The following is an 18,409-nucleotide window of genomic DNA, read 5'->3' on the forward strand; positions in this document are numbered from 1 at the left end:
GTGCGGAGCAAGCGAATCTGCCCCGCCGTTGCCCGATCAGTTTACAGTTTCAAGCGAGCCTGCCGCATCATCCGATGGCGGCGAGACACGGCGCGTACGCCGCTTGGGCTTGGCCGGCGCCTCCTCAGCAGCCTCTTCCTTTCGTGTAGAGATCGCAGGCGGAAGGCTCGTCGGGTCAAGACTGGCCGGCGCCTCGTCGACATCAGCCGTCATAGCCGCACCCTCGACCTCCTGCTTTTCGCGGCGGGGCTTGCGCGCTCGCGGCGTACGCGGCGCGCGGCTCTCGCGCACAAAAGGATTCTCGTTTTCTTCGAAGGCCACAGCCTCACCCTCAGCGACGGGCTGGCTCTCACCAGCAGGCGCTTCATTCCGAAGCTGCTCATTGCGAGGCTGACGTTCTGCACGGTCATTCCGATCGGGCCGCTCAGCTCGCTCCGGACGCCTGCCACGATCGGGGCCACGCTCGGCACGGCTGTCACCATTCCCGCCATTGCCCTGAGCCGATCCGTTCGCGCCAGCGTTTCCGCTCTGCCCGCCACCGGAACGCTCGTAGGGAGAGCCGCTGTCGGCGTAGGCATCTTCCTCGGCGTAGTCGTCGCCGTAATCAGACGCCCGCTCCTCGCGACGAGGCTGACGAGACTCTTCCTGCCGCTGCCGCTGGTCGGCGATGACGCGGAAGTAGTGGTCGGCGAACTGGAGGTAATATTCCTCCGTCACGCGATCACCATTCAGATGCGCATCGTGCGCCAGCTTACGGTATTTCTCCAGCAACTGCGGCGCGTTGCCCCGCGCCCTGCTGTCGATCCGGTTCAGTTGCTGACCGCCTTGTGGACGATTATTACCGCGGCCACGCCGACGGTTGTTGTTGTTATTACGATTGTTATTCAAGGATAGCTTTCCTCAAAACTCCGGGCCGTTTCGAACCCTTCTGAGTTCACGATGCCGTATGTCGCCCACCACGGCTCGCCATTCGAGCACCGTGGCCCCGACATCTGCAAAGCCGCAACTCCCCCGTCGCGGCCAACTGCAAATGCTGGAGTCAAACCGGGTATGGGGAAGTTCACGTCCATATGCCGGTTCGCTTGCAGCCTTAAGAGTTGTGCCAGCAAAAACCAAGCGAAATCTCACCCTCCGAACGATAATTCCAGAGCGCGCGGCCGCCCTCCCAAGTCCAGGTGCACCTGAGCACAAAGGCCCGCCGCGTTGGCTATGGCACTGACCGCGTCAGCCTGGCTCGATCCGATTTCCACCAATGCCGCTCCTCGCGGCGCCAGAAGAGCCGGCATTTGGGGAATGAGAAGGTGGTAAGCGTCCAGCCCATCCTCGCCGGCAAACAAAGCCCCTGCCGGCTCGAAACTCCGGACTGACGAGTGAAGGTCCGCCTGCTCTTCGACGTACGGAGGGTTGGCGAGAATCAGATCGAATCTCCCGCCGAGCCCTTCATCCCAACCGGGTTGAGACCAGTCTGCCGTCAGGAAGCGGGCGCGCACCTCCAGCTTCAGGACCTGTGCATTGCTCCGCGCCACTGCCAACGCCTCTTCGCTGCGATCGATACCCATGCCGTCGGCGTCCAGCAGATTCGTGAGCACGGCGAGAAGCAAGGCTCCCGACCCGGTGCCGCAGTCCAGCACCCTGCGGGCGGTGGGTTGCGCCGCCAAGGCATGCTCGACCACGACTTCGCTATCTGCACGCGGGATCAGAACGTCACGATTGACCCTGAAAGGCAGGCCGTAAAACTCCTGGTGCCCCACGATGTAGGCGACGGGCTCATGCTGGAGGCGCCGCTCGATCGAGGCCGCGAATTGCGCCGGCACAGCATGGCCCATGTGCCGTAGCAGCAGGTCGGAACGCGAGGTGTTGAGCGCATGAGCCATCAGCACTTCGGCATCGAGGCGCGCGGTGTCGCTTGTGGCCGCGAGGCGTGCGGCGGCTTCGCGGATCGCGTGCGATACCGTAGGAAGCGCCTCGGTCACCCTGGCACACACCACCGCTCAGCCATCCATCGCTGCAAGGCGTTTCGCCTCATCCTTCGCGATGAGAGCATCGACCAACTCGGCAAGGCCCGGCCCTTCAAGGATCTCGGGCAAGCGGTGCAGAGTGAGGTTGATGCGGTGATCGGTCACGCGCCCCTGCGGGAAATTGTAGGTGCGGATGCGCTCCGAGCGATCGCCCGAGCCGACCATGGCCTTTCGTGCCTCGGCTTCCGCACCGTGCGCTTCCTCGCGCAGCTTGTCGTAAATGCGGGTGCGCAGGACCTGCATGGCCTTTGCCTTGTTCTTGTGCTGGCTGCGCTCATCCTGCTGGATTACGACAATGCCGGTAGGCAAGTGAGTGATACGCACCGCCGAATCCGTGGTGTTGACGTGCTGCCCGCCGGCGCCGCTGGCCCGATAGATGTCGATCTTGAGGTCCTTGTCCTCGATCTGCACGTCCACTTCGCTCGGCTCCGGCAAGACTGCCACTGTCGCCGCAGATGTATGTATACGCCCGCCGCTTTCGGTCACCGGCACACGCTGGACACGGTGGACGCCGCTCTCAAACTTGAGCTTGGCGAAAACACCGGTGCCCGCGACGTTGGCCACGACTTCCTTGAAGCCACCAATATCGCTGGCGTTGGCGCTGATCATCTCAAGGCGCCAGCCCTGCTCGGCGGCATAGCGTTCGTACATGCGGTACAGGTCGGCGGCAAAGAGCGCCGCTTCGTCACCACCGGTGCCGGCGCGGATTTCCAGCATGGCGGGCCGCTGGTCCGCAGCGTCCCGCGGCAACATGGCAAGCGCGAGGCGGCGCTCCGCCTCCGGCAGCTCTGCCTTTAACCGCGCGACCTCCTCCTCCGCGAGCGCCCGCATCTCGGGATCGGGGTCTTGCAGCACCTGCAAGCTTGCGAGTTCGCCGCGCATCGCGATCACGTCGGATGCCACTCGCGCCACAGGCTCAAGTTCAGCGTAGTCACGGCTTGCCGCAACGAAGGCGTCACCCTCCAGCGTGCCGGAGGCAAGACGCGCCTCCAGTTCTGCAAAGCGCGCCCCAATTTGCTGAAGGCGTGCGTCGGAGACGATGCTCACACGCCGATCCTTGCCGGGATGGCATGAAGCGGTAGCCGCTCCTGCTCACCCAAGACCAAGTCCTTCACCGTGGCCTCCCCAGCGGCGAGCTCGTCGTCGCCCACGATCAGAGCAAAACGCGCGCCGCTGTCATTGGCACGGCTCATGCGCTTCTTCATGTTGCCACGAAAGCCCATGTCGACCGCGAGGCCGGAACGACGCAGTGTCGCAGCAAGGCCAAGGCATGCACTTTCCGCCGCCGCCCCCATTGGGACGATGGCGACATCGGCCTTGGCCTCGGGAACTTCGCCCGCGTCCGCCACAAGCATCGCCAGCCGCTCGATTCCCGCTGCCCAGCCGACGGCGGGAGTAGCCGCGCCACCCAGCGCTTCCATGAGGCCATCATACCTGCCACCCCCCAACACGGTCCCTTGTGCGCCCAGCCGGTCGGTGACGAATTCGAAAGCCGTGTGTCGATAGTAATCCAAACCGCGCACAAGGGCTGGAGCCCGGGTATGAGCCACCCCCGCCGCATCCAGTCCTTGGATTACCGCAGCAAAGAAATCCTGCGCCTCGGAGGACAGGTAATCGTCGATGCGCGGCGCAGCATCGGCAAAGGGCCGGTCGCGCGAATCCTTCGAATCGAGAATACGGAGGGGGTTGCGCTCGAGCCGGTCCTGCGAGTCCTCCGACAGCTCCAAGCGATGCGCGCGGAAGTACTCGACGAGTGCTGCACGCCATGCCTCGCGACTAGCGCCGTCCCCCAAGGTGTTAAGCTGCAGCGTGACGCCATCGGCAATGCCGAGCTCGCGCAGGAGCTGGTCGGCCATTACCAGAAGTTCCACGTCTGCCGCCGGCTCCCCGGCACCGATAATCTCGGCATCGATCTGATGAAACTGACGATAGCGGCCCTTCTGCGGACGCTCGTAGCGGAATAGCGGGCCATGCGTCGCCACTTTGAGCGGGGCGAATTGCTGCCACCCATCCGTCAGATAGGCGCGAGCGATGCCTGCGGTGAACTCCGGCCGCAAGGTCAGCGAGTCGCCGCCCCGATCCTCAAACGAGTACATCTCCTTGGAAACGACATCGGTGGTCTCACCCAGCGAGCGTGAGAAAACCGCGGTTTTCTCGAATACGGGCATCTCGACGCGGCGAAAGCGATAGAGACGGCGGACGCGTTCAAAGGTCTCCACCACACGTGCGAAGGCCTCGGCCTCGGCGCCGAAGATGTCCTGGGTGCCGCGGATCGGGCTCGGAGTGGTAGCAGGCGAAGTGGCAGTGTTCATGGGCGCGCGCTTAACCCGTTTCGCGAGCGCAGGCAAAGCCGCGAGCTGTCCCGTTATTTTGGGACTTGCGGCAAGCGCCGCCTCTGCGCAAGCTGAGGCATGAAGATCACGTTCGCGCTCGCAGCCGCCTCCCTCGCCATTTCCCCAATCGCCCTGGCGCAGCAAGTGCCGGGCAACAGCGCCCCGGTGCCGACACCGCTGCCGGCGCCGATACCGGAAGCGCGTGACATCGCCTACCCCGGCACCATCGGGATCGACATCGACGCCACCGACGTGACCCGCGGCCTCTACAAGGTCACACAAACGATTCCCGTTGCGCCCGGCACGCGCGAACTGACGCTGCTGGAGCCGCTGTGGGTGCCCGGCGGGCACGCGCCGCGCAACACCCTGCCCCTTTTCGCGGACATCCGCTTCACCGCAAACGGAAAGCCGGTCGCCTGGACCCGCGATCCCGTTGCAGTGAACGCCTTCCATCTGGCGCTGCCGGAGGGTGCACGAACTGTAACTGCCAACTTCATACATACCTCGCCGGTGCAGAGCGACGAGGGGCGGATCACGATGACGCGGGAAATGCTCAACCTGCAGTGGGAAAAGATGACACTCTATCCGGCAGGCCATTACACGCGGCAGATCACGGTCGCCCCGCGTGTCAAAGTGCCGGAGGGCTGGACTGTCTTCACCGCGTTGGACGGAATGACGCGCACCGGCGACACGGTCCGCTGGTCGCCCACGAACTATGAAACGCTGGTGGATTCGCCCATCTTCGCGGGCCGTTATGCGAAGAGCTGGGATCTGGGGCAAAATGTGCGGATGGATGCTGTGGCAGACGTGCCGCAGGATCTGGCGATCAAGCCCGAGCACCTCGCGACTTATCGCAAGTTGGTTACAGAAGCACTGGCACTGTTCGGCGCCCGCCACTTCGACCATTATACCCTGCTGACCGCCCTCACCGATCGCATGGGCGGCATCGGCCTGGAGCATCACCGCTCCAGCGAGAACCAGATGGAGCCGAAAGTCTTCGTCGATTGGGAAGCGTTCGACTGGGATCGCAACGTCATCGCGCATGAGTTGGTGCATAGCTGGAACGGCAAGTATCGCCGGCCTGCAGACTTGTGGACGCCCGACTATCAGTACCCGATGCGCAATTCGTTGTTGTGGGTCTACGAAGGGCAGACCCAGTTCTGGGGACTGGTGCTAGCCGCGCGCTCAGGCATTCAGGCGAAGGAGACGGTTCTGGGCGCCTTCGCAGCAAACGCCGCACGCTATGCGGAAGGGACACCGGGGCGCGCCTGGCGCTCCGTGGAGGACACCACCAAGGACCCCATCATCAACGGCCGCCGTCCGCTGCCGTTCGACACGCTGACGCGCGGCGAGGACTACTACAACGAAGGTGCCCTCGTCTGGCTTGAGGCCGACCAGGTGATCCGCGAGGGAACGCGCGGAGCCAAGGGGCTGGACGATTTCGCCCGCGCCTTCTTCGGCATGCGCGACGGAGACTGGGGCCAGTTGCCCTATACCTTTGGCGAAGTCGTCACGACGTTGAACAGCGTCTATCCGTACGATTGGGCCAAGTTCCTGCGCACGCGCCTCTACGAACCGGGTCAGCCTTCCCCCCTCGCCGGACTCAAGAAGGCGGGTTACCGCCTTGTGTGGAAGGACAGCCCCAACCCTTATCAGGCCGGCATCGCCAAGTACCGCAACTCCCTCGACCTCAGCTATTCTCTTGGTATCTCTATTCGCGAGGACGGCACCGTCAGTTCCACGACTTGGGACAGCCCCGCCTTCGACGCAGGCCTCGTGAAGGGCGTCAAGATCGCGGCCGTGAACGGCAACGCGTACTCGCAACAGGTGATCAAGGATGCCATCACCATGGCCAAGGACACCCGCCAACCCATTGAACTACTGGTCAAGCGTGGCGAGCGCTACATAACAGTCCCCGTTGAATGGAATGGCGGTCTGCGTTGGCCGTGGCTGGAGCGCACAACCGGGCAGAAGGAGGCGCCGCTCGACCGCCTGCTCGCGCCCCGCCGATAGAGTTGCAACTTAGCTGGATTCACATTGCAGCGCAGCATTGTGAAGGCTAAGCCGCCGCCGTCAAAGTCAACCGAAGCGCCTGAAGGCGCGGGATAGAAGGACGGCCATGCGTATTGACATGATCCCGGTGGGGGAAAATCCGCCCGAGAACCTGAACGTCATTATCGAAGTTCCTGTCGGCGGGGAGCCGGTTAAGTACGAGTTCGATAAGGCGTCGGGTGCGCTCTTCGTCGACCGGATCCTGCACACGCCGATGCGCTATCCCGCGAACTACGGTTTCGTCCCGCACACCCTGTCGCCCGATGGCGACCCGCTGGACGCGCTCGTCATCGCGCGCTCGCCGTTTGTACCGGGCGCGGTCGTGGCTGCTCGCCCGATTGCCGTGCTCAACCTTGAGGACGAAGCCGGCGGCGACGAGAAGCTCGTCTGCGTGCCCAGCGACTCGGTTTTCCCCTACTACTCCAATGTCTCGGAGAAGGACGACCTGCCAGGCATCGTGATGGAGCAGATCGAACACTTCTTCACCCACTACAAGGATCTGGAAAAGAAGAAGTGGGTCCGCGTCGGCACCTGGGGCGGAGCTGAGGACGCGCGCCGGATCGTCATCGAAGCGATCGAGCGCTACAAGCAGGACAAGGTTGCCGCGGAAGAGTCCGTCACCGCAAGCTAAAGAAAAAGGCCGGCGGATCGCTCCGCCGGCCTTCTTGTTTCTGGACTTGATTGGTGAGCGATCAGCTCACGACGCGGCCGCCGCTGACGCCGATCGTCTGGCCGGTAACGTAACCGCTGGCTTCGTTGCACAACCAGGCACAGGCGTTGGCGATATCGTCGGGCTCGCCCATGCGCCGCACCGGGATCGTCTGCAGCAGCACCTCGGTCGGGATCTGGAAGCGGTCGCGATTTTCTTCCGACATGATCGTGCCCATCACGGAGCCCGGCGGGATGTTGTTGACGGTAACGCCATAGGGGCCAAACTCCTGCGCCATCGAACGCGTCATCGTGACCACTGCGCCCTTCGAGGAAGAATAGCAGATCATGTTGACCGCACCGGTCTGTGCGCTCGACGAGGAGATATTGACGATGCGGCCCCACTTGGCAGCCTTCATGTCCTCTAGCACCAGCTGTGTCAGGATCATCGGCCCGCGCACATTGACGGCGTAGACGAAGTCCCAGCGCTCGTCGGTCATGTCCTCAAACTTCGTGAAGTCAGTGACACCTGCGTTGTTTACGAGGATCGTGATCGGCCCCAGCGCGTCGCGGCACTTCTCGATCGCGGCTTTGCACTGCTCACGGCTGGACACGTCAGCTCCCAGAGCGATGGCACTGCCGCCAGCCTGCTTGATAGCCTCGACTGTGTCTGCGCAGCGCTCGGCATCCAGATCGAGAACGCCGACTGCGACGCCTTCTTTGGCGAGCCGCTTGGCGCAGGCAGCACCGATTCCGGCTGCAGCTCCGGTGACGACGGCAACTCTATTGGTCATGCAGGATCCTCCCAAGGCTTCCAGTTCAGACCCGGCTTAGCCTAATTCACCTGCACGTGAACCCCAGAATTGAACAGCTGTTCAGCCGGTCTCGCCGCGGCTTTGGGCCCAACTTGCAGCGAGGCTTCCGACCTGGGCCAAAGCCCCTTCGGCCTCCGGCCGCATGTCACCACCGCTGTCCACGGGATCCTCGAAGTAGCTCGCGACGATCAGAGGCGATCGTCCAGGCGGCGCCACGAAGGCAATATCGACGTACGTGGCGGGCAAACCATCAGGGATTGCCGTCCCGGTCTTGTCGCCTGCATCCCAGCCGCCAGGAAGTCCGGCGCGAATGCGGCGCGCGCCCGTGGCGGTTTCGCGCATCCAGCCGCGCAAGCGCTCGGCGTCGGAACGGCTAAGCACATCCCCATAGAGGATTTCTCCCACAGTATGAGCCATGGCCATCGGAGTGGTGCTGTTCTCCAATGTGCCAGGTGGAATACGATTGAGTGCAGGCTCGTAGGCGTCAAGACGGCTCACGGGATCGCCAAGCTCACGCCAGAAGCGAGTGACCGCTCCTGGTCCGCCCAGGCGGCGCATGAGGATGTTTGCGGCCGCATTGTCGCTAGTCACTTGAGTCGCATGCGCCAGTTCAACGAAAGTCATGGCACCGCGCGCAAGATTGCGGGTGGTCACGGGCGAAACCGACATAAGGTCTTCGCGCCCGTAGCGAATAGGCTCGTCCAGCTTGATCCGCTCCTCTGCAGCTTCACGCAGCACCAGCGCGGCGAGGGAGAGCTTGAAGCTGGAGCAATGGCAAAAGCGCTCGCCCTGGCGCCAGCCGAGGCCTTGACCGCTGCCCGTGTCGAGCACGAAGGCACCGAGCCGCCCACCACTCGCCTTTTCCAGGTCCTCTAACCGCTCGTCGAAACGAACGGCAGACCTTGCCGGGGATACGCAGGCGCTCAGCAGGACAGCGCCCGCGCCCGCAAGAACAGTTCGCCTTTCCATCGTATCGATCCTCAGTCTTCCCATGTGTGCTTGTCCACTTTACGCCGTCCCATCCGCATGCCGGCCTCCAACCTCGCACGCAGCTCGCCATAGTAGGCTTCGAGAAACGCGCGCGGGTCTTCTGCGCCGTCCTGCCGGTTGATCTTACCCGCGATGGCCGTCTGCACTGCGGCAAGCGCAGGATTGCGATCCTCGCGCAGGATACGCTCGAGGGTTTGCAACTCGTATTCACCATAGACCGCCAGTTCAGCCTCGGTGAAGCGGTACTGTGGTCCCTGCGTGGGAGCCGGCAAGGCCACAGGCGCTTCAAGCTTGCGCCGTGGCGCCTCGACCACCCACGTTCCGGCTATGACGTCCCCCGCACGCAAACGGTCTCGGTTGAAGAAGGGGAAAAGCAGGAAAATGGCGAACCAGCCCGTAGCCGTGAGCCAAGCCGGCGTGCTGTCCGCCCCGGCCGAAGCGATGAAGGCAATCGGCAAAAACAGCTCGATGTCACGCAGAAGGTTACGAGCGATCACCATCTCGGCGGTGAGCCGGCCTCCATCGCGTGCGGCAATGCGAATGCCGGTCAAACGCTTCCCCGGCGTTGCTCCCCTTGGCCCCAGTTCAAACCCGAGGAACCAGGCATAGCGCAGCAGGAAGCTGGTGATGATCCACACAACGACGACCAACTGCAATGCCGCAGGTGCCTCGCTACCCACTGTATCGAGCCGGCTGAGCAGCGCTGCGAGGCCCCCTGCCAGGGAAACAAGCGCGATTGTGATGACGATGAAGACGATCGTGAGAAACGTGAAGTCCAGCAACAGCGCCCCGGCACGTGCTCCGCGACTGGCAACGGTCATCGGCAGGGCCACACCCTCCGGCGTGATCAGCACCCGGTCGCGATCCGTATGAGCAAGGCGAGAAGGCAGCGCTGCGGTGACGGCCATGGTCAGCCTCTTTCCGTCCGGGCGAACGCGAAGAAATAGGCGGACCAAGCTGCCAGCATGAAGCCGCCAATCGCCAAACGCCCGGGCGTACTGTCGACAAGCTGACGCGCAAAACCTTCAAGAAGAGCGGCAACTACCAGCATGAGCACGACGCCCGTCATCACTTGGGCAGCGCGGCGCCCGGCCTCCGCTGCGGCTGTCAGGACACTGCGCTCTCCAGGGAAGGCCATCGATCGGCCGATGTGTAAGCCGGAGGCCCCAGCAAGGAGGATCGCGAAAAGCTCGGTCGTGCCGTGTACGGACAGCCAGGCGGTGAAATCCAGCGTCAAGCCCGCACCGGCGTAGAGCCAGAGCATTGCGCCGAGAACTGCGGTGTTCTGCACCAGCAGCATCAGCGTGGGCACTCCAAAGGCGAAGCCCAGCGCGAAAGCCAGGATCGAGACTCCTGCGTTATTGCTGAACAGGTAGGCCGCAAACGCGCCGAGCCCCTTCTGCTCCGTCTGACCGAACAGGGTGGCTTGAAGCGCCTCTCGGCTTGCGCCGGGAACGCGAGCGTCGGCGAACTGTGCAGGAACCAGCACCCGGTACCATTCCACATCACCTGCAACGAGCAGCCAGCCGACGATCACGCCCGCCACCATCACGCCCAGCGCAAGCAATAGATCCATCCCGAGTCCGCGAACGGCCCGGCTCCATTCTCCTCCCAGGAAACCGCGCAACCACGTCCCTAACGATGAGCGCGGCCCATAGACCACGAACCAGGCTCGCTGCACCAGCACCTCCAGATACCGCAGCGTGGCGGTATCGAGCGAGATGGCACGGGCGATCGAGAGGCTGGAGGCGACGGTGCGGTAGAGCTGGGGCAGGGCCAGCAGATCCTCGTCCGAAATGCGGCGCAAGCGCCCCTTTTCCACGGCAGTGACGATAGCATCGAGGCGCTTCCAATCCGCCTCACGCTCCACCCGAAAGCGATCGGAGCGCAGCAGCGCCGCCGTGAAGGCATCGTCCGTGTACAGCGCAGTAGCCATCAGCCGATTGCTCCCCGGCGCTTGATCGTGAGGTATTCGTCCAGAAGGCGAGTCCCAATCCGGTCGTGCCGCGCCTCGATCACATCGACGCCGAGCTGGCGTAGCCGCAGCAGCACCAGAGCACGCTGACGCAGCAGTCCGTCGGCCGAGACGGCTATAGCCAGCGCATCGAGATCCGCCGGGGATGCCGTGGAAAGCGCTTCCAGCTCAGCATCCACCAGGGTGACGAAGATCACCACATGGCGAGCAACGAGGCGCGAAACGCTCTCGATCATCAACTCGGCTCCCGTGGGGTCGCTGAAGTCAGAGAACACCACAATCAGGGAGCGGCGAGTGAGCCGAGCCGCCAACGTTGCCATCGCTAGCGTAAAGTTGGGTTCCTCAGCGCGATAGTCGAAGGCAGCGGCGGTGCGCTGAAGGCGATGAAACTGGGCCGAACCGGAAACGAAGGGGCTGACCGCCTCCGGCTTTGCCGCGAAACCATAGAGCGCCACCCGATCCCCGCCCTTAAGCGCCACGTAAGCGGTCGTGAGCGCGGCACTCGTGGCATGGTCGATGCGAGGCATGCCAGCCACCGGCTCGCACATCGCCTGGCCGCAGTCGAGCGCGAAGACGATCTGATTGTTGCGCTCAGTCTCCATCTCCTTGGCGTAGAGCTGGCCATGGCGCGCGGACGCCTTCCAGTCGATGCGGCGACGGTCCATGCCGGGCTCGTACTCAGACAATGCCTCGAACTGCGTGCCCTCACCGCGGATACGCCTTGCGATCAGACCGAAGTGAGCATCGCGCAGGAAAGTCTGCAAGGCGGGAGAGCGCACATCGCCGAGGTTGGGCCACACGCGCACTTCATTGTTCAGTGCCCTCGCATGCTGGCGCGCGCCAAGCCCAAGCGGACCAGTCCAACGCAACCAGGCGGCGCTCACCGGGCCGGTACCCCGGCGCGCTGGCGTGAAGGCGACCTTGGCCGCCCAGGCCGCGGCGGAACCATCTAGCGACGCAGAGCAACGCCCGCCCTCAGCCAGCCGGAGATCGCACGCGAGCGCAGCCTCTACACGCGACCGGCGCCCGCAACTGAAGTGCGCGTGAAAGGAAAACGCACTTGCCGCGCCGACTTCGGTATCGTGGGGTATGGTGACCGTGAACGTCTCCAGGCGCCCGGCCATGAGCCCGTCAGCCACAGCAAGCATAAGAACCGCAAGGGCCAGCGCCACGACGGAAAGCCAAGCTTCCGGAGCAAGCGCCGCCACGAGGACAGCCACGGGCGCCGCACCCGCGAGCAGAGCCACCGTGCGGCCGGTGGGCACTATAGGAGCAAGGGTCCGCCCCATCGACTCAGCGCGGCGCCTCGGTGGTAGCGACCAGGCCGGCTACGAGATCCTCGACCTGTCGTCCCTCGATCTCGGCCGAGGGGCTGAGCGCCAAGCGATGCCGCAGCACTCCGGCGGCGAGCGCCTTGACGTCGTCAGGCAGCACGTAATCGCGCCCCTCGATCGCAGCTCGGGCCCGCGCGGCGCCCGCCAGAAGCACCGCAGCACGCGGGGAGGCGCCCAGCGAAAGATCCGCACTTTCACGCGTCGCACGGATGAGCCGCACGACGTAGTCCGCGACAGGCTCGGACAAAGTGACTTGCGCGACGGCAGCCGTAACCGCTGTCAGGCGCTGGCTCTCGACCACGGGAGCGATCCCGAGGTCTGCCGGTGCAGGCAGCCCGCGGTTCTCCGCATAACGAGCGACGATGGCGCGCTCCTCGTCATGGCAGGGATACGGCACCATGAGCTTGAACAGAAAGCGGTCGAGCTGCGCCTCGGGCAGCGGATAGACGCCTTGACTCTCGATCGGGTTCTGCGTCGCTACGACCATGAAGTGCGCGGGCAACGCGTGCGCGGTGCCGTCGAGTGTCACTTGCCGCTCCTGCATCGCTTCGAGCAGGGCCGCTTGCGTCTTTGGCGGCGTGCGGTTGATCTCGTCGGCCAGCAGCAGATCGCGGAAGATCGGCCCGTGGGTGAGCGTGAACGTGCTGGTCTGGAAGTTGAACAGGTTGGAGCCGAGGATATCGCCCGGCATCAGGTCCGGCGTGAACTGTATTCGGCCGTAGTCCAGGCCAAGGCTTGCCGCAAAGCACTGCGCAAGGAAGGTCTTTGCGGTCCCCGGAGGCCCCTCAAGCAGGACGTGCCCCCGCGCCATCAACGCGATCAGCAAGTGCTCGACGACCTCCGCCTGGCCCACGACGGCCTTGGCGATCTCGCCTCGGATGGCTGCGGCGAGGTCTGCCACCTCGGAGAGCGCAGCGGGCGGCGTATGGGTCATCGAACAAGCGTCCTTTCGAGGGCATGAAGGTCTTGCGCCGCCTTGAGGAGCTCGCGCGGCGATCGCGCGCTCGACAGCCGGGTAGCAAGTTGAGAAAAGGCATGCTCGCCTTCGCCTCGCGTCAGTGCGGCACGGTCAAGGGCGCGCAGCTCAGAGGCCGCATCCGCAGTTCGCCCCAGCGCCAGGGCGCGAGCCGAACGCTGTCGGGAGGCTTCGGCGTAGGGACCGCCCAGCAAGTGGAAGCGGCGCGACCGCACAATCAGCGCTGCCGCGTTCGTCACGAGCGCACGCTTGCCGAAAGCGATTGCCCGTTCCGGCACACGCGGCGGTCCGAATCGTACGAACGCGCGCCAGCCCGTGGCCGCTGCGGCAAGCAGGAGGCACAGCGTTGCGGCCAGAAATGGTGGTGAAAAGGCCAATGTCAGGAGGTTGCTGCTTCGCCCCAGCCCTGCAAGCGTGAGATCGAAGGTGACAGGCGTCCGCTCCCTCCCGGCGGTTGCAGTAACGAGAGCGAGGGCGAGAGCTGCACGGCGCCGATCGGCCATAGCGTAGTTGTTGAGCAGGTCGGGCTCGGCAACGATCACCAGCGGATAGGCGGCTCCCTCGGGATCGCGCGCATCGCCGGTGAGCGCCGGCCCTGCGGTGCCATCATCCCGGTAGCCGGCGAGTGTCTGACCGCGCGCGTCACGCACGAGGCTTACTACCGAGCCGGAGCTAAGCGATTGCACCGGCGCACCGTCCGGCAAGCGGCCGGTAAGACCAAAGCCCCGCCAGACGCCGGCCGCGTCTGCATTTTCCGCTCGCAAGTCAAGCGCACCGAAGCTGGCCAGATCCCCTGCCCAGCGAGGCGGCCGCGCATCGGTGAGAACTACCCAGCCCGCCTTGGCCTTAGTCGAAGCGCGCAACTGCGCAGGCACCGGGGCGGCCAGCCACTTGGGAAGCACCAGCAGCGTAGGGCCCAGGTGGCGGTGCTCAGCAATGGCCGTTTCAATGTCGTGCGCATCCGCCCCATGTTCGGGCGTCAGAACAAGCAGGCCCGCCTCGTCGAAGGCTGCCTTGCTGCGGCTGCGGCGCACCGACAGGCCACGCCGCTCAAGGTAGCTGGCGAGCGCCGCATACCCATTAAGCCCCCGCCCCTCCGCGTGCGCGCCGCCATTGTTGCTGCTTCCTTCGGCAAGGCCATTGCCGATCATCCAGAGGAGGGCGACGAAAACGAGCGAGCCGAACAGCACCAACGCCAGAGCGGTGCGGGTAGTGAACGGACTGCTGCCGACAGCCACTGCTGGCCCCGAGGCTTCGCTCATCTGCGTAGTTCCGCCAGGGCGAAATTCGCGTAGGCAGCGCGCGCGGCGGACCAATCCCCCGCATCCAGGTCGCGCAGCGCAAAAAGGCTGCGCTCGACCCGCTCCGCGATCGTCGCGAAGGCCGCCCGGGCGGCTTGCGGCAGATGCGGCAGGGCCGCGATCTCGCGCGCGGTGCTGGCGGGGAGCAGTGCTTCAGGCCTCGCGGCACGGATCTGGCCGACGCTGCGCTGGAGCAGAAGGTGCGCTGCCTCACCATAGCGACCTGCGGCAGCGAGCCGGTCGGCATCCTCAAGCAGCGCCAAGGCGTCTTCGTGTGCAGGAAGCCACTCGCCCGGATGGCTCCGCCGCTTACGAAAGCGCTTGAGAAGCGGTACGACCAGACGCCAGACCAGCAACAGCGCCAGGACTACGGCTCCTCCGATCAGCAGCTTTTCGATCACGGGCCAGGCGGCGACCAACCCTTCTGCCGCAGGACCGAAGATCGCACGCAGCATGCGGCTGAGCCACTCAATCCACGCGGGAGTCTCAGGGGGCTGGACGGGAGGCAAAGGCGCGAACTGGATTTCGGCCGAGCGCCGCACGGCTTCCCAGTCGGTCGCGGCATCGCCAGCGCCCCCGCTTGCAGCCGCCGCCATGGCGATAGTTGCGCCGCTCCCCGTCACCGGAAGACTGGTGGCATGCCGCCCCCGCCCACGCAAGCGCGACGCGACCCCGCGCTAACGCGACTCGGGCGCTCCGCTGTTGCGGTCAACCTCTGGCCCGGGCCTGCCGATAGCTGCCGAGCAGGCGCACGAACTTGCAGTGGAATGCCAGTTCCTCCATCGCCTGATCGATGCGAGGATTGCCCGGCGCGCCTTCAATGTCGGCATAGAAGGTTGTCGCGGCGAAACTAGCGCCGACTTGGTAGCTTTCCAGCTTAGTCATGTTGACGCCGTTCGTCGCGAAGGCGCCCAGCGCCTTGTAAAGCGCTGCAGGCACGTTCTTCACTTCGAAGATGAAAGTCGTCATCGCCGGGGCGCCGCTGAGTGCCACCGGATCGAGCGGTTCACGCGCGAGGACCACGAACCGGGTCATGTTGTCCGCCGCGTCCTCAACGTTGCGCTCCACGATGTCGAGGCCGTAGAGTTCGGCCGCAAGCGCGGGCGCGATAGCACAGGCGGTCGGATCGCCCTGCTCCTTGACGTAGGCCGCAGCGCCTGCGGTGTCGGCATAGGACAGGGGCACGATGCCACGTTCGCGCAGATAGTGGCGCGACTGCCCCAACGCCTGCGGGTGGCTGTATGCGCCCGTGAACGGCCCCTGCCCTAGCCCCATCAGCGCATGATGAATTTCCATGAAGTGCTCGCCAACGATGGCAAGGCCACTTTCGGGCAGCAGGAAATGGATGTCCGCGACGCGGCCGTTCTGCGAATTTTCGATCGGGATGATCGCGCGTGCAGCCCGCCCCTCCTTCACCGCATCGAGCGCATCCTCGAAGGCGAAACAGGGCAGCGGCAGGCAGTGTGGATCGTACTCGAGTGCGGCGCGATGGCCGTTGCAGCCCGGCGCGCCTTGAAGCGCGAGAGCGCGGGCCGGGTGGGCGGCGGCATCGTCCGCCATCTTGGTGACGAGCGCACGTGCGGGTTGTGGGTAGGAGTCCATCTCGCGGGGGCGCTTAGGCGCGACAGCGTACAACCGCAATGGCTCTTGCGCTCGCCTGCGCCCGACACTAGAGCGCAGCGCAATCGGCTGAGCAAATACCCGCGGGGCAATCTTTAAATGGACGACCGTTTCAACACCATCGCCGGCTGGACCCTGTTCGCGGGCGTTGTCGGCCTTGGTCTTGCGAGCATCAGCTCGCACTATTTCAGCGCTAATAAGCCGCATCGCCCTGAAACGATGGGCTACGAGATCGAGGGTGTCGAGGCCGAAGGCGGCGAAGCCGCGGAAGTGCCGATTGCCACCCTGCTCGCGTCTGCTGACGTGGCGAAGGGCGAGTCCGTCTTCGCCAAGTGCACGTCTTGCCACACGATCAACGCCGGGGGCGCCAACGGCATCGGCCCCAACCTGCACGGAGTGGTGGGCAAGCCCATCGCGCAGCATCCGGGGTTTGCATTCTCGGACGCCCTAAAGAGCAAGGGCGGCAACTGGACCTTCGAGGCGATGAACGAGTGGCTCAAGAGCCCCAAGGCGTTCGCCCCCGGCACAAAGATGACCTTTGCGGGTCTGTCGAAGGCAGAAGACCGCGCGAACCTGATCGCCTGGATGAACACGCAGGGTTCGAACTTGCCGCTGCCTGCGGCTGCGGATGCTCCAGCTGAGGGCGCAGCCGCCGATGAGCCAGCCGTGACCCCGCCGGGCGGCGGAGCATCGCCTGCGCCTTCGGGTGAGCAGGCGGAAGCAGGCGCCATGGCGATGCCGGCTCCCAAGCTGGAAGGCGGCGGGGACAAGGCTGGCACGGTCGGTAGCCCCGTCGCTCCCTGATGTTCTCTTTCGTACCCCGCTGTGAGGCGGGGTACGCATGTCTTCCCAGGCGCTCGCGAGAGCGGGTTCGCATCGCTGGCCCGACCTCCGGTGCGACACCACGGAACACCTCGCGAGCACGCCGCGAATCGCCTCAGTTTTTGACTGCTGAGTGGGTGAGAGTGACGCGCGGTTCACTGCCCCGCCAATTCAGCGCGTGAACACCATGCTGCTTCGATCATTGATGGACCGCGTGCTTCCAAGCACAGCCGAAGGCATGGTGCCGGTCGCCCGCCGACGGATCGCCACTGCTGTCGGCGCCGTGCTGCTCGGGTTGGTGGCGCTGGCGTTCGCCTGGCTCGGCGATCGCGCTCAATCCCTGCTGATTCTGATGGCCCAGCGCTGGTCCTATGCGCCTTTGCTTGTCACGCCCGCGATCTTTGCCGCGGTGGCCTGGGTCACCGGACGCTGGTTCGCCACTGCGCGCGGATCGGGCATTCCGCAGGTGATCGCGGCAACGCGCGAGCCAGCCCCATCCAGCACCGGCCCGCTTGTTTCGCTGCGAACCGCTGCGGCCAAGTTCGGGTTGACGCTGATGATGCTGCTGGCCGGCGGATCGGTCGGGCGCGAGGGGCCCACCGTGCAGATCAGTGCGGCGATCATGATCGCCGTCCATCGGTTCCTGCGAGTGCCGATTACCGCAGGCGTGTATATCGCCGGAGGCGCAGCGGGCGTATCTGCCGCCTTTAACACACCCTTGGCCGGAGTCGCTTTCGCGATCGAGGAACTCGCTTCGGCCTATGAGCAGCAAGTGGCAGTGCTCGTCATGGCTGCGGTGATGATCGCCGGCTTCGTCAGCTTGGGCCTTGCGGGCGACTACGTTTACTTCGGCGTGATGCGACAGACGCTGGAGCTTCACACAGCCATAGTCGTCATTCCCGTTGTGGCCGTTTGCGGCGGGCTTGCCGGAGGACTGTTTTCGCGCTGCGTGCTGCGCCTGGGCCAGACCGAGCATCCGCTGGTCGTCGCAGCAAGAGCAAGGCCGGTGCAACTGGCCCTTGGCTGCGGCCTCGTCGTCGCTGTCTTGGGAGTGGCGACCCAGAACACCTGGGGCACCGGCTACGAGACTACGCGCGCGATGGTGGAAGGGGAGCAGGCGGCTCTGTGGTTCGGGCCTGCCAAGCTTGTCTCAACGCTGGCGACGACGCTGAGCGGGACCCCCGGTGGCATCTTCGCTCCGTCTCTTTCGGTCGGCGCTGGAATCGGAAATTTCCTTTCCCCGTTTCTCGATGCGCCAGCAGGCGTCGTCGTGGTGCTCGGGATGGCATCATACTTCGTAGGCGTCGTCCGTGCGCCGCTCACCGCGGTCATCATCATCACCGAGACCACGGCCAGCCGAGGCCTGGTGATCCCCCTCTTTGCCGCTGCTCTTATCGCCGATGCGGTCAGCGCCCTGGTTTGCCGACAGCGCCTGTATCACGGGCTCTCCGCCGGATTCCTGCCGCCGCGGGAAAAGGGCTGAACCGCGCCAGCGTTAGCACTGGGTCGAGCTCCTCAAGCGTGA

General features: G+C 64.8%; 17 protein-coding genes. 4 read left to right on the top strand and 13 right to left on the bottom strand.

Features of this window, described 5'->3' with window-relative positions:
• Nucleotides 1–36: 36 nt before the first annotated feature.
• The 4 genes from ABVV53_RS16880 to hisS all read right to left on the bottom strand — a co-directional run bounded on the left by ABVV53_RS16880 (nucleotide 37) and on the right by hisS (nucleotide 4,330).
• Entirely contained in the window at nucleotides 37–888 is an 852-nt protein-coding gene (locus tag ABVV53_RS16880; protein ID WP_353985600.1) for a DUF4167 domain-containing protein, read from the bottom strand.
• 236 nt (nucleotides 889–1,124) lie between these two features.
• Nucleotides 1,125–1,973, bottom strand: coding sequence for a peptide chain release factor N(5)-glutamine methyltransferase (gene prmC / locus ABVV53_RS16885; RefSeq protein ID WP_353985601.1), 849 nt, complete (start codon nucleotides 1,971–1,973; stop codon nucleotides 1,125–1,127).
• An 18-nt stretch (nucleotides 1,974–1,991) separates the two neighbouring features.
• Complete coding sequence (gene prfA, locus ABVV53_RS16890; protein WP_353985672.1) at nucleotides 1,992–3,059, bottom strand: peptide chain release factor 1; 1,068 nt, start codon at nucleotides 3,057–3,059, stop codon at nucleotides 1,992–1,994.
• A 2-nt stretch (nucleotides 3,060–3,061) separates the two neighbouring features.
• The gene (gene hisS, locus ABVV53_RS16895) at nucleotides 3,062–4,330 is read right to left on the bottom strand and encodes a histidine--tRNA ligase (RefSeq protein WP_353985602.1); all 1,269 of its coding nucleotides are present in this window, start codon (nucleotides 4,328–4,330) and stop codon (nucleotides 3,062–3,064) included.
• A gap of 99 nt (nucleotides 4,331–4,429) precedes the next feature.
• Here hisS and ABVV53_RS16900 point away from each other — a divergent pair, with 99 nt between their 5' ends.
• The gene (locus tag ABVV53_RS16900; RefSeq protein WP_353985603.1) at nucleotides 4,430–6,364 is read left to right on the top strand and encodes a M61 family metallopeptidase; all 1,935 of its coding nucleotides are present in this window, start codon (nucleotides 4,430–4,432) and stop codon (nucleotides 6,362–6,364) included.
• Between the two features lie 106 nt (nucleotides 6,365–6,470).
• Nucleotides 6,471–7,034, top strand: a complete 564-nt coding sequence (gene ppa / locus ABVV53_RS16905) for an inorganic diphosphatase (protein ID WP_353985604.1) — start codon at nucleotides 6,471–6,473, stop codon at nucleotides 7,032–7,034.
• 61 nt (nucleotides 7,035–7,095) lie between these two features.
• On the opposite strand, the gene ABVV53_RS16910 is transcribed toward ppa, so the two are convergent.
• The 9 genes from ABVV53_RS16910 to ABVV53_RS16950 form a co-directional block, all read right to left on the bottom strand.
• A complete protein-coding gene (locus ABVV53_RS16910; protein WP_353985605.1) occupies nucleotides 7,096–7,845 on the bottom strand; it encodes an SDR family NAD(P)-dependent oxidoreductase in 750 nt (249 codons plus the stop codon).
• Nucleotides 7,846–7,926: 81 nt separating this feature from the next.
• Complete coding sequence (gene bla, locus ABVV53_RS16915) at nucleotides 7,927–8,835, bottom strand: class A beta-lactamase (protein WP_353985606.1); 909 nt, start codon at nucleotides 8,833–8,835, stop codon at nucleotides 7,927–7,929.
• 11 nt (nucleotides 8,836–8,846) lie between these two features.
• Complete coding sequence (locus tag ABVV53_RS16920; protein ID WP_353985607.1) at nucleotides 8,847–9,764, bottom strand: RDD family protein; 918 nt, start codon at nucleotides 9,762–9,764, stop codon at nucleotides 8,847–8,849.
• Between the two features lie 2 nt (nucleotides 9,765–9,766).
• On the bottom strand, nucleotides 9,767–10,792 hold the full coding sequence (locus ABVV53_RS16925; protein WP_353985608.1) for a stage II sporulation protein M: 1,026 nt from the start codon (nucleotides 10,790–10,792) through the stop codon (nucleotides 9,767–9,769).
• Nucleotides 10,792–12,120: a DUF58 domain-containing protein gene (locus tag ABVV53_RS16930; protein WP_353985609.1), complete on the bottom strand. Its 1,329-nt coding sequence runs from the start codon at nucleotides 12,118–12,120 to the stop codon at nucleotides 10,792–10,794. Before ABVV53_RS16930 ends, ABVV53_RS16925 begins: the two co-directional genes overlap by 1 nt.
• 4 nt (nucleotides 12,121–12,124) lie before the next feature.
• Nucleotides 12,125–13,099, bottom strand: a complete 975-nt coding sequence (locus ABVV53_RS16935) for an AAA family ATPase (protein ID WP_353985610.1) — start codon at nucleotides 13,097–13,099, stop codon at nucleotides 12,125–12,127.
• Nucleotides 13,096–14,403: a DUF4350 domain-containing protein gene (locus ABVV53_RS16940; RefSeq protein ID WP_353985611.1), complete on the bottom strand. Its 1,308-nt coding sequence runs from the start codon at nucleotides 14,401–14,403 to the stop codon at nucleotides 13,096–13,098. Before ABVV53_RS16940 ends, ABVV53_RS16935 begins: the two co-directional genes overlap by 4 nt.
• Nucleotides 14,400–15,038 (bottom strand): hypothetical protein, encoded by a 639-nt coding sequence (locus ABVV53_RS16945; protein WP_353985612.1) that lies wholly within the window; start codon nucleotides 15,036–15,038, stop codon nucleotides 14,400–14,402. Before ABVV53_RS16945 ends, ABVV53_RS16940 begins: the two co-directional genes overlap by 4 nt.
• Before the next feature lie 112 nt (nucleotides 15,039–15,150).
• A complete protein-coding gene (locus tag ABVV53_RS16950; RefSeq protein ID WP_353985613.1) occupies nucleotides 15,151–16,044 on the bottom strand; it encodes a prephenate dehydratase in 894 nt (297 codons plus the stop codon).
• A 117-nt stretch (nucleotides 16,045–16,161) separates the two neighbouring features.
• Here ABVV53_RS16950 and ABVV53_RS16955 point away from each other — a divergent pair, with 117 nt between their 5' ends.
• Both ABVV53_RS16955 and ABVV53_RS16960 read left to right on the top strand, forming a co-directional pair.
• Nucleotides 16,162–16,866, top strand: a complete 705-nt coding sequence (locus ABVV53_RS16955) for a c-type cytochrome (protein WP_353985614.1) — start codon at nucleotides 16,162–16,164, stop codon at nucleotides 16,864–16,866.
• Nucleotides 16,867–17,089: 223 nt separating this feature from the next.
• Nucleotides 17,090–18,367 carry a chloride channel protein gene (locus ABVV53_RS16960; RefSeq protein WP_353985673.1) on the top strand — a complete coding sequence of 426 codons (1,278 nt, stop codon included), beginning with the start codon at nucleotides 17,090–17,092 and terminating at the stop codon, nucleotides 18,365–18,367.
• The last annotated feature ends 42 nt before the right edge of the window (nucleotides 18,368–18,409 follow it).

Origin of the sequence: Novosphingobium kalidii (genome assembly GCF_040534015.1) — a bacterium.
Classification (GTDB): domain Bacteria; phylum Pseudomonadota; class Alphaproteobacteria; order Sphingomonadales; family Sphingomonadaceae; genus Novosphingobium; species Novosphingobium kalidii.

Coding starts and splice junctions, on each gene's coding strand:
- hisS (WP_353985602.1), bottom strand. CDS start 4,330: ATGAACACTGCCACTTCGCCTGCTACCACTCCGAGCCCGATCCGCGGC.
- ABVV53_RS16900 (WP_353985603.1), top strand. CDS start 4,430: ATGAAGATCACGTTCGCGCTCGCAGCCGCCTCCCTCGCCATTTCCCCA.
- ppa (WP_353985604.1), top strand. CDS start 6,471: ATGCGTATTGACATGATCCCGGTGGGGGAAAATCCGCCCGAGAACCTG.
- ABVV53_RS16910 (WP_353985605.1), bottom strand. CDS start 7,845: ATGACCAATAGAGTTGCCGTCGTCACCGGAGCTGCAGCCGGAATCGGT.
- bla (WP_353985606.1), bottom strand. CDS start 8,835: ATGGAAAGGCGAACTGTTCTTGCGGGCGCGGGCGCTGTCCTGCTGAGC.
- ABVV53_RS16920 (WP_353985607.1), bottom strand. CDS start 9,764: ATGGCCGTCACCGCAGCGCTGCCTTCTCGCCTTGCTCATACGGATCGC.
- ABVV53_RS16925 (WP_353985608.1), bottom strand. CDS start 10,792: ATGGCTACTGCGCTGTACACGGACGATGCCTTCACGGCGGCGCTGCTG.
- ABVV53_RS16930 (WP_353985609.1), bottom strand. CDS start 12,120: ATGGGGCGGACCCTTGCTCCTATAGTGCCCACCGGCCGCACGGTGGCT.
- ABVV53_RS16935 (WP_353985610.1), bottom strand. CDS start 13,099: ATGACCCATACGCCGCCCGCTGCGCTCTCCGAGGTGGCAGACCTCGCC.
- ABVV53_RS16940 (WP_353985611.1), bottom strand. CDS start 14,403: ATGAGCGAAGCCTCGGGGCCAGCAGTGGCTGTCGGCAGCAGTCCGTTC.
- ABVV53_RS16945 (WP_353985612.1), bottom strand. CDS start 15,038: ATGGCGGCGGCTGCAAGCGGGGGCGCTGGCGATGCCGCGACCGACTGG.
- ABVV53_RS16950 (WP_353985613.1), bottom strand. CDS start 16,044: ATGGACTCCTACCCACAACCCGCACGTGCGCTCGTCACCAAGATGGCG.
- ABVV53_RS16955 (WP_353985614.1), top strand. CDS start 16,162: ATGGACGACCGTTTCAACACCATCGCCGGCTGGACCCTGTTCGCGGGC.
- ABVV53_RS16960 (WP_353985673.1), top strand. CDS start 17,090: ATGGACCGCGTGCTTCCAAGCACAGCCGAAGGCATGGTGCCGGTCGCC.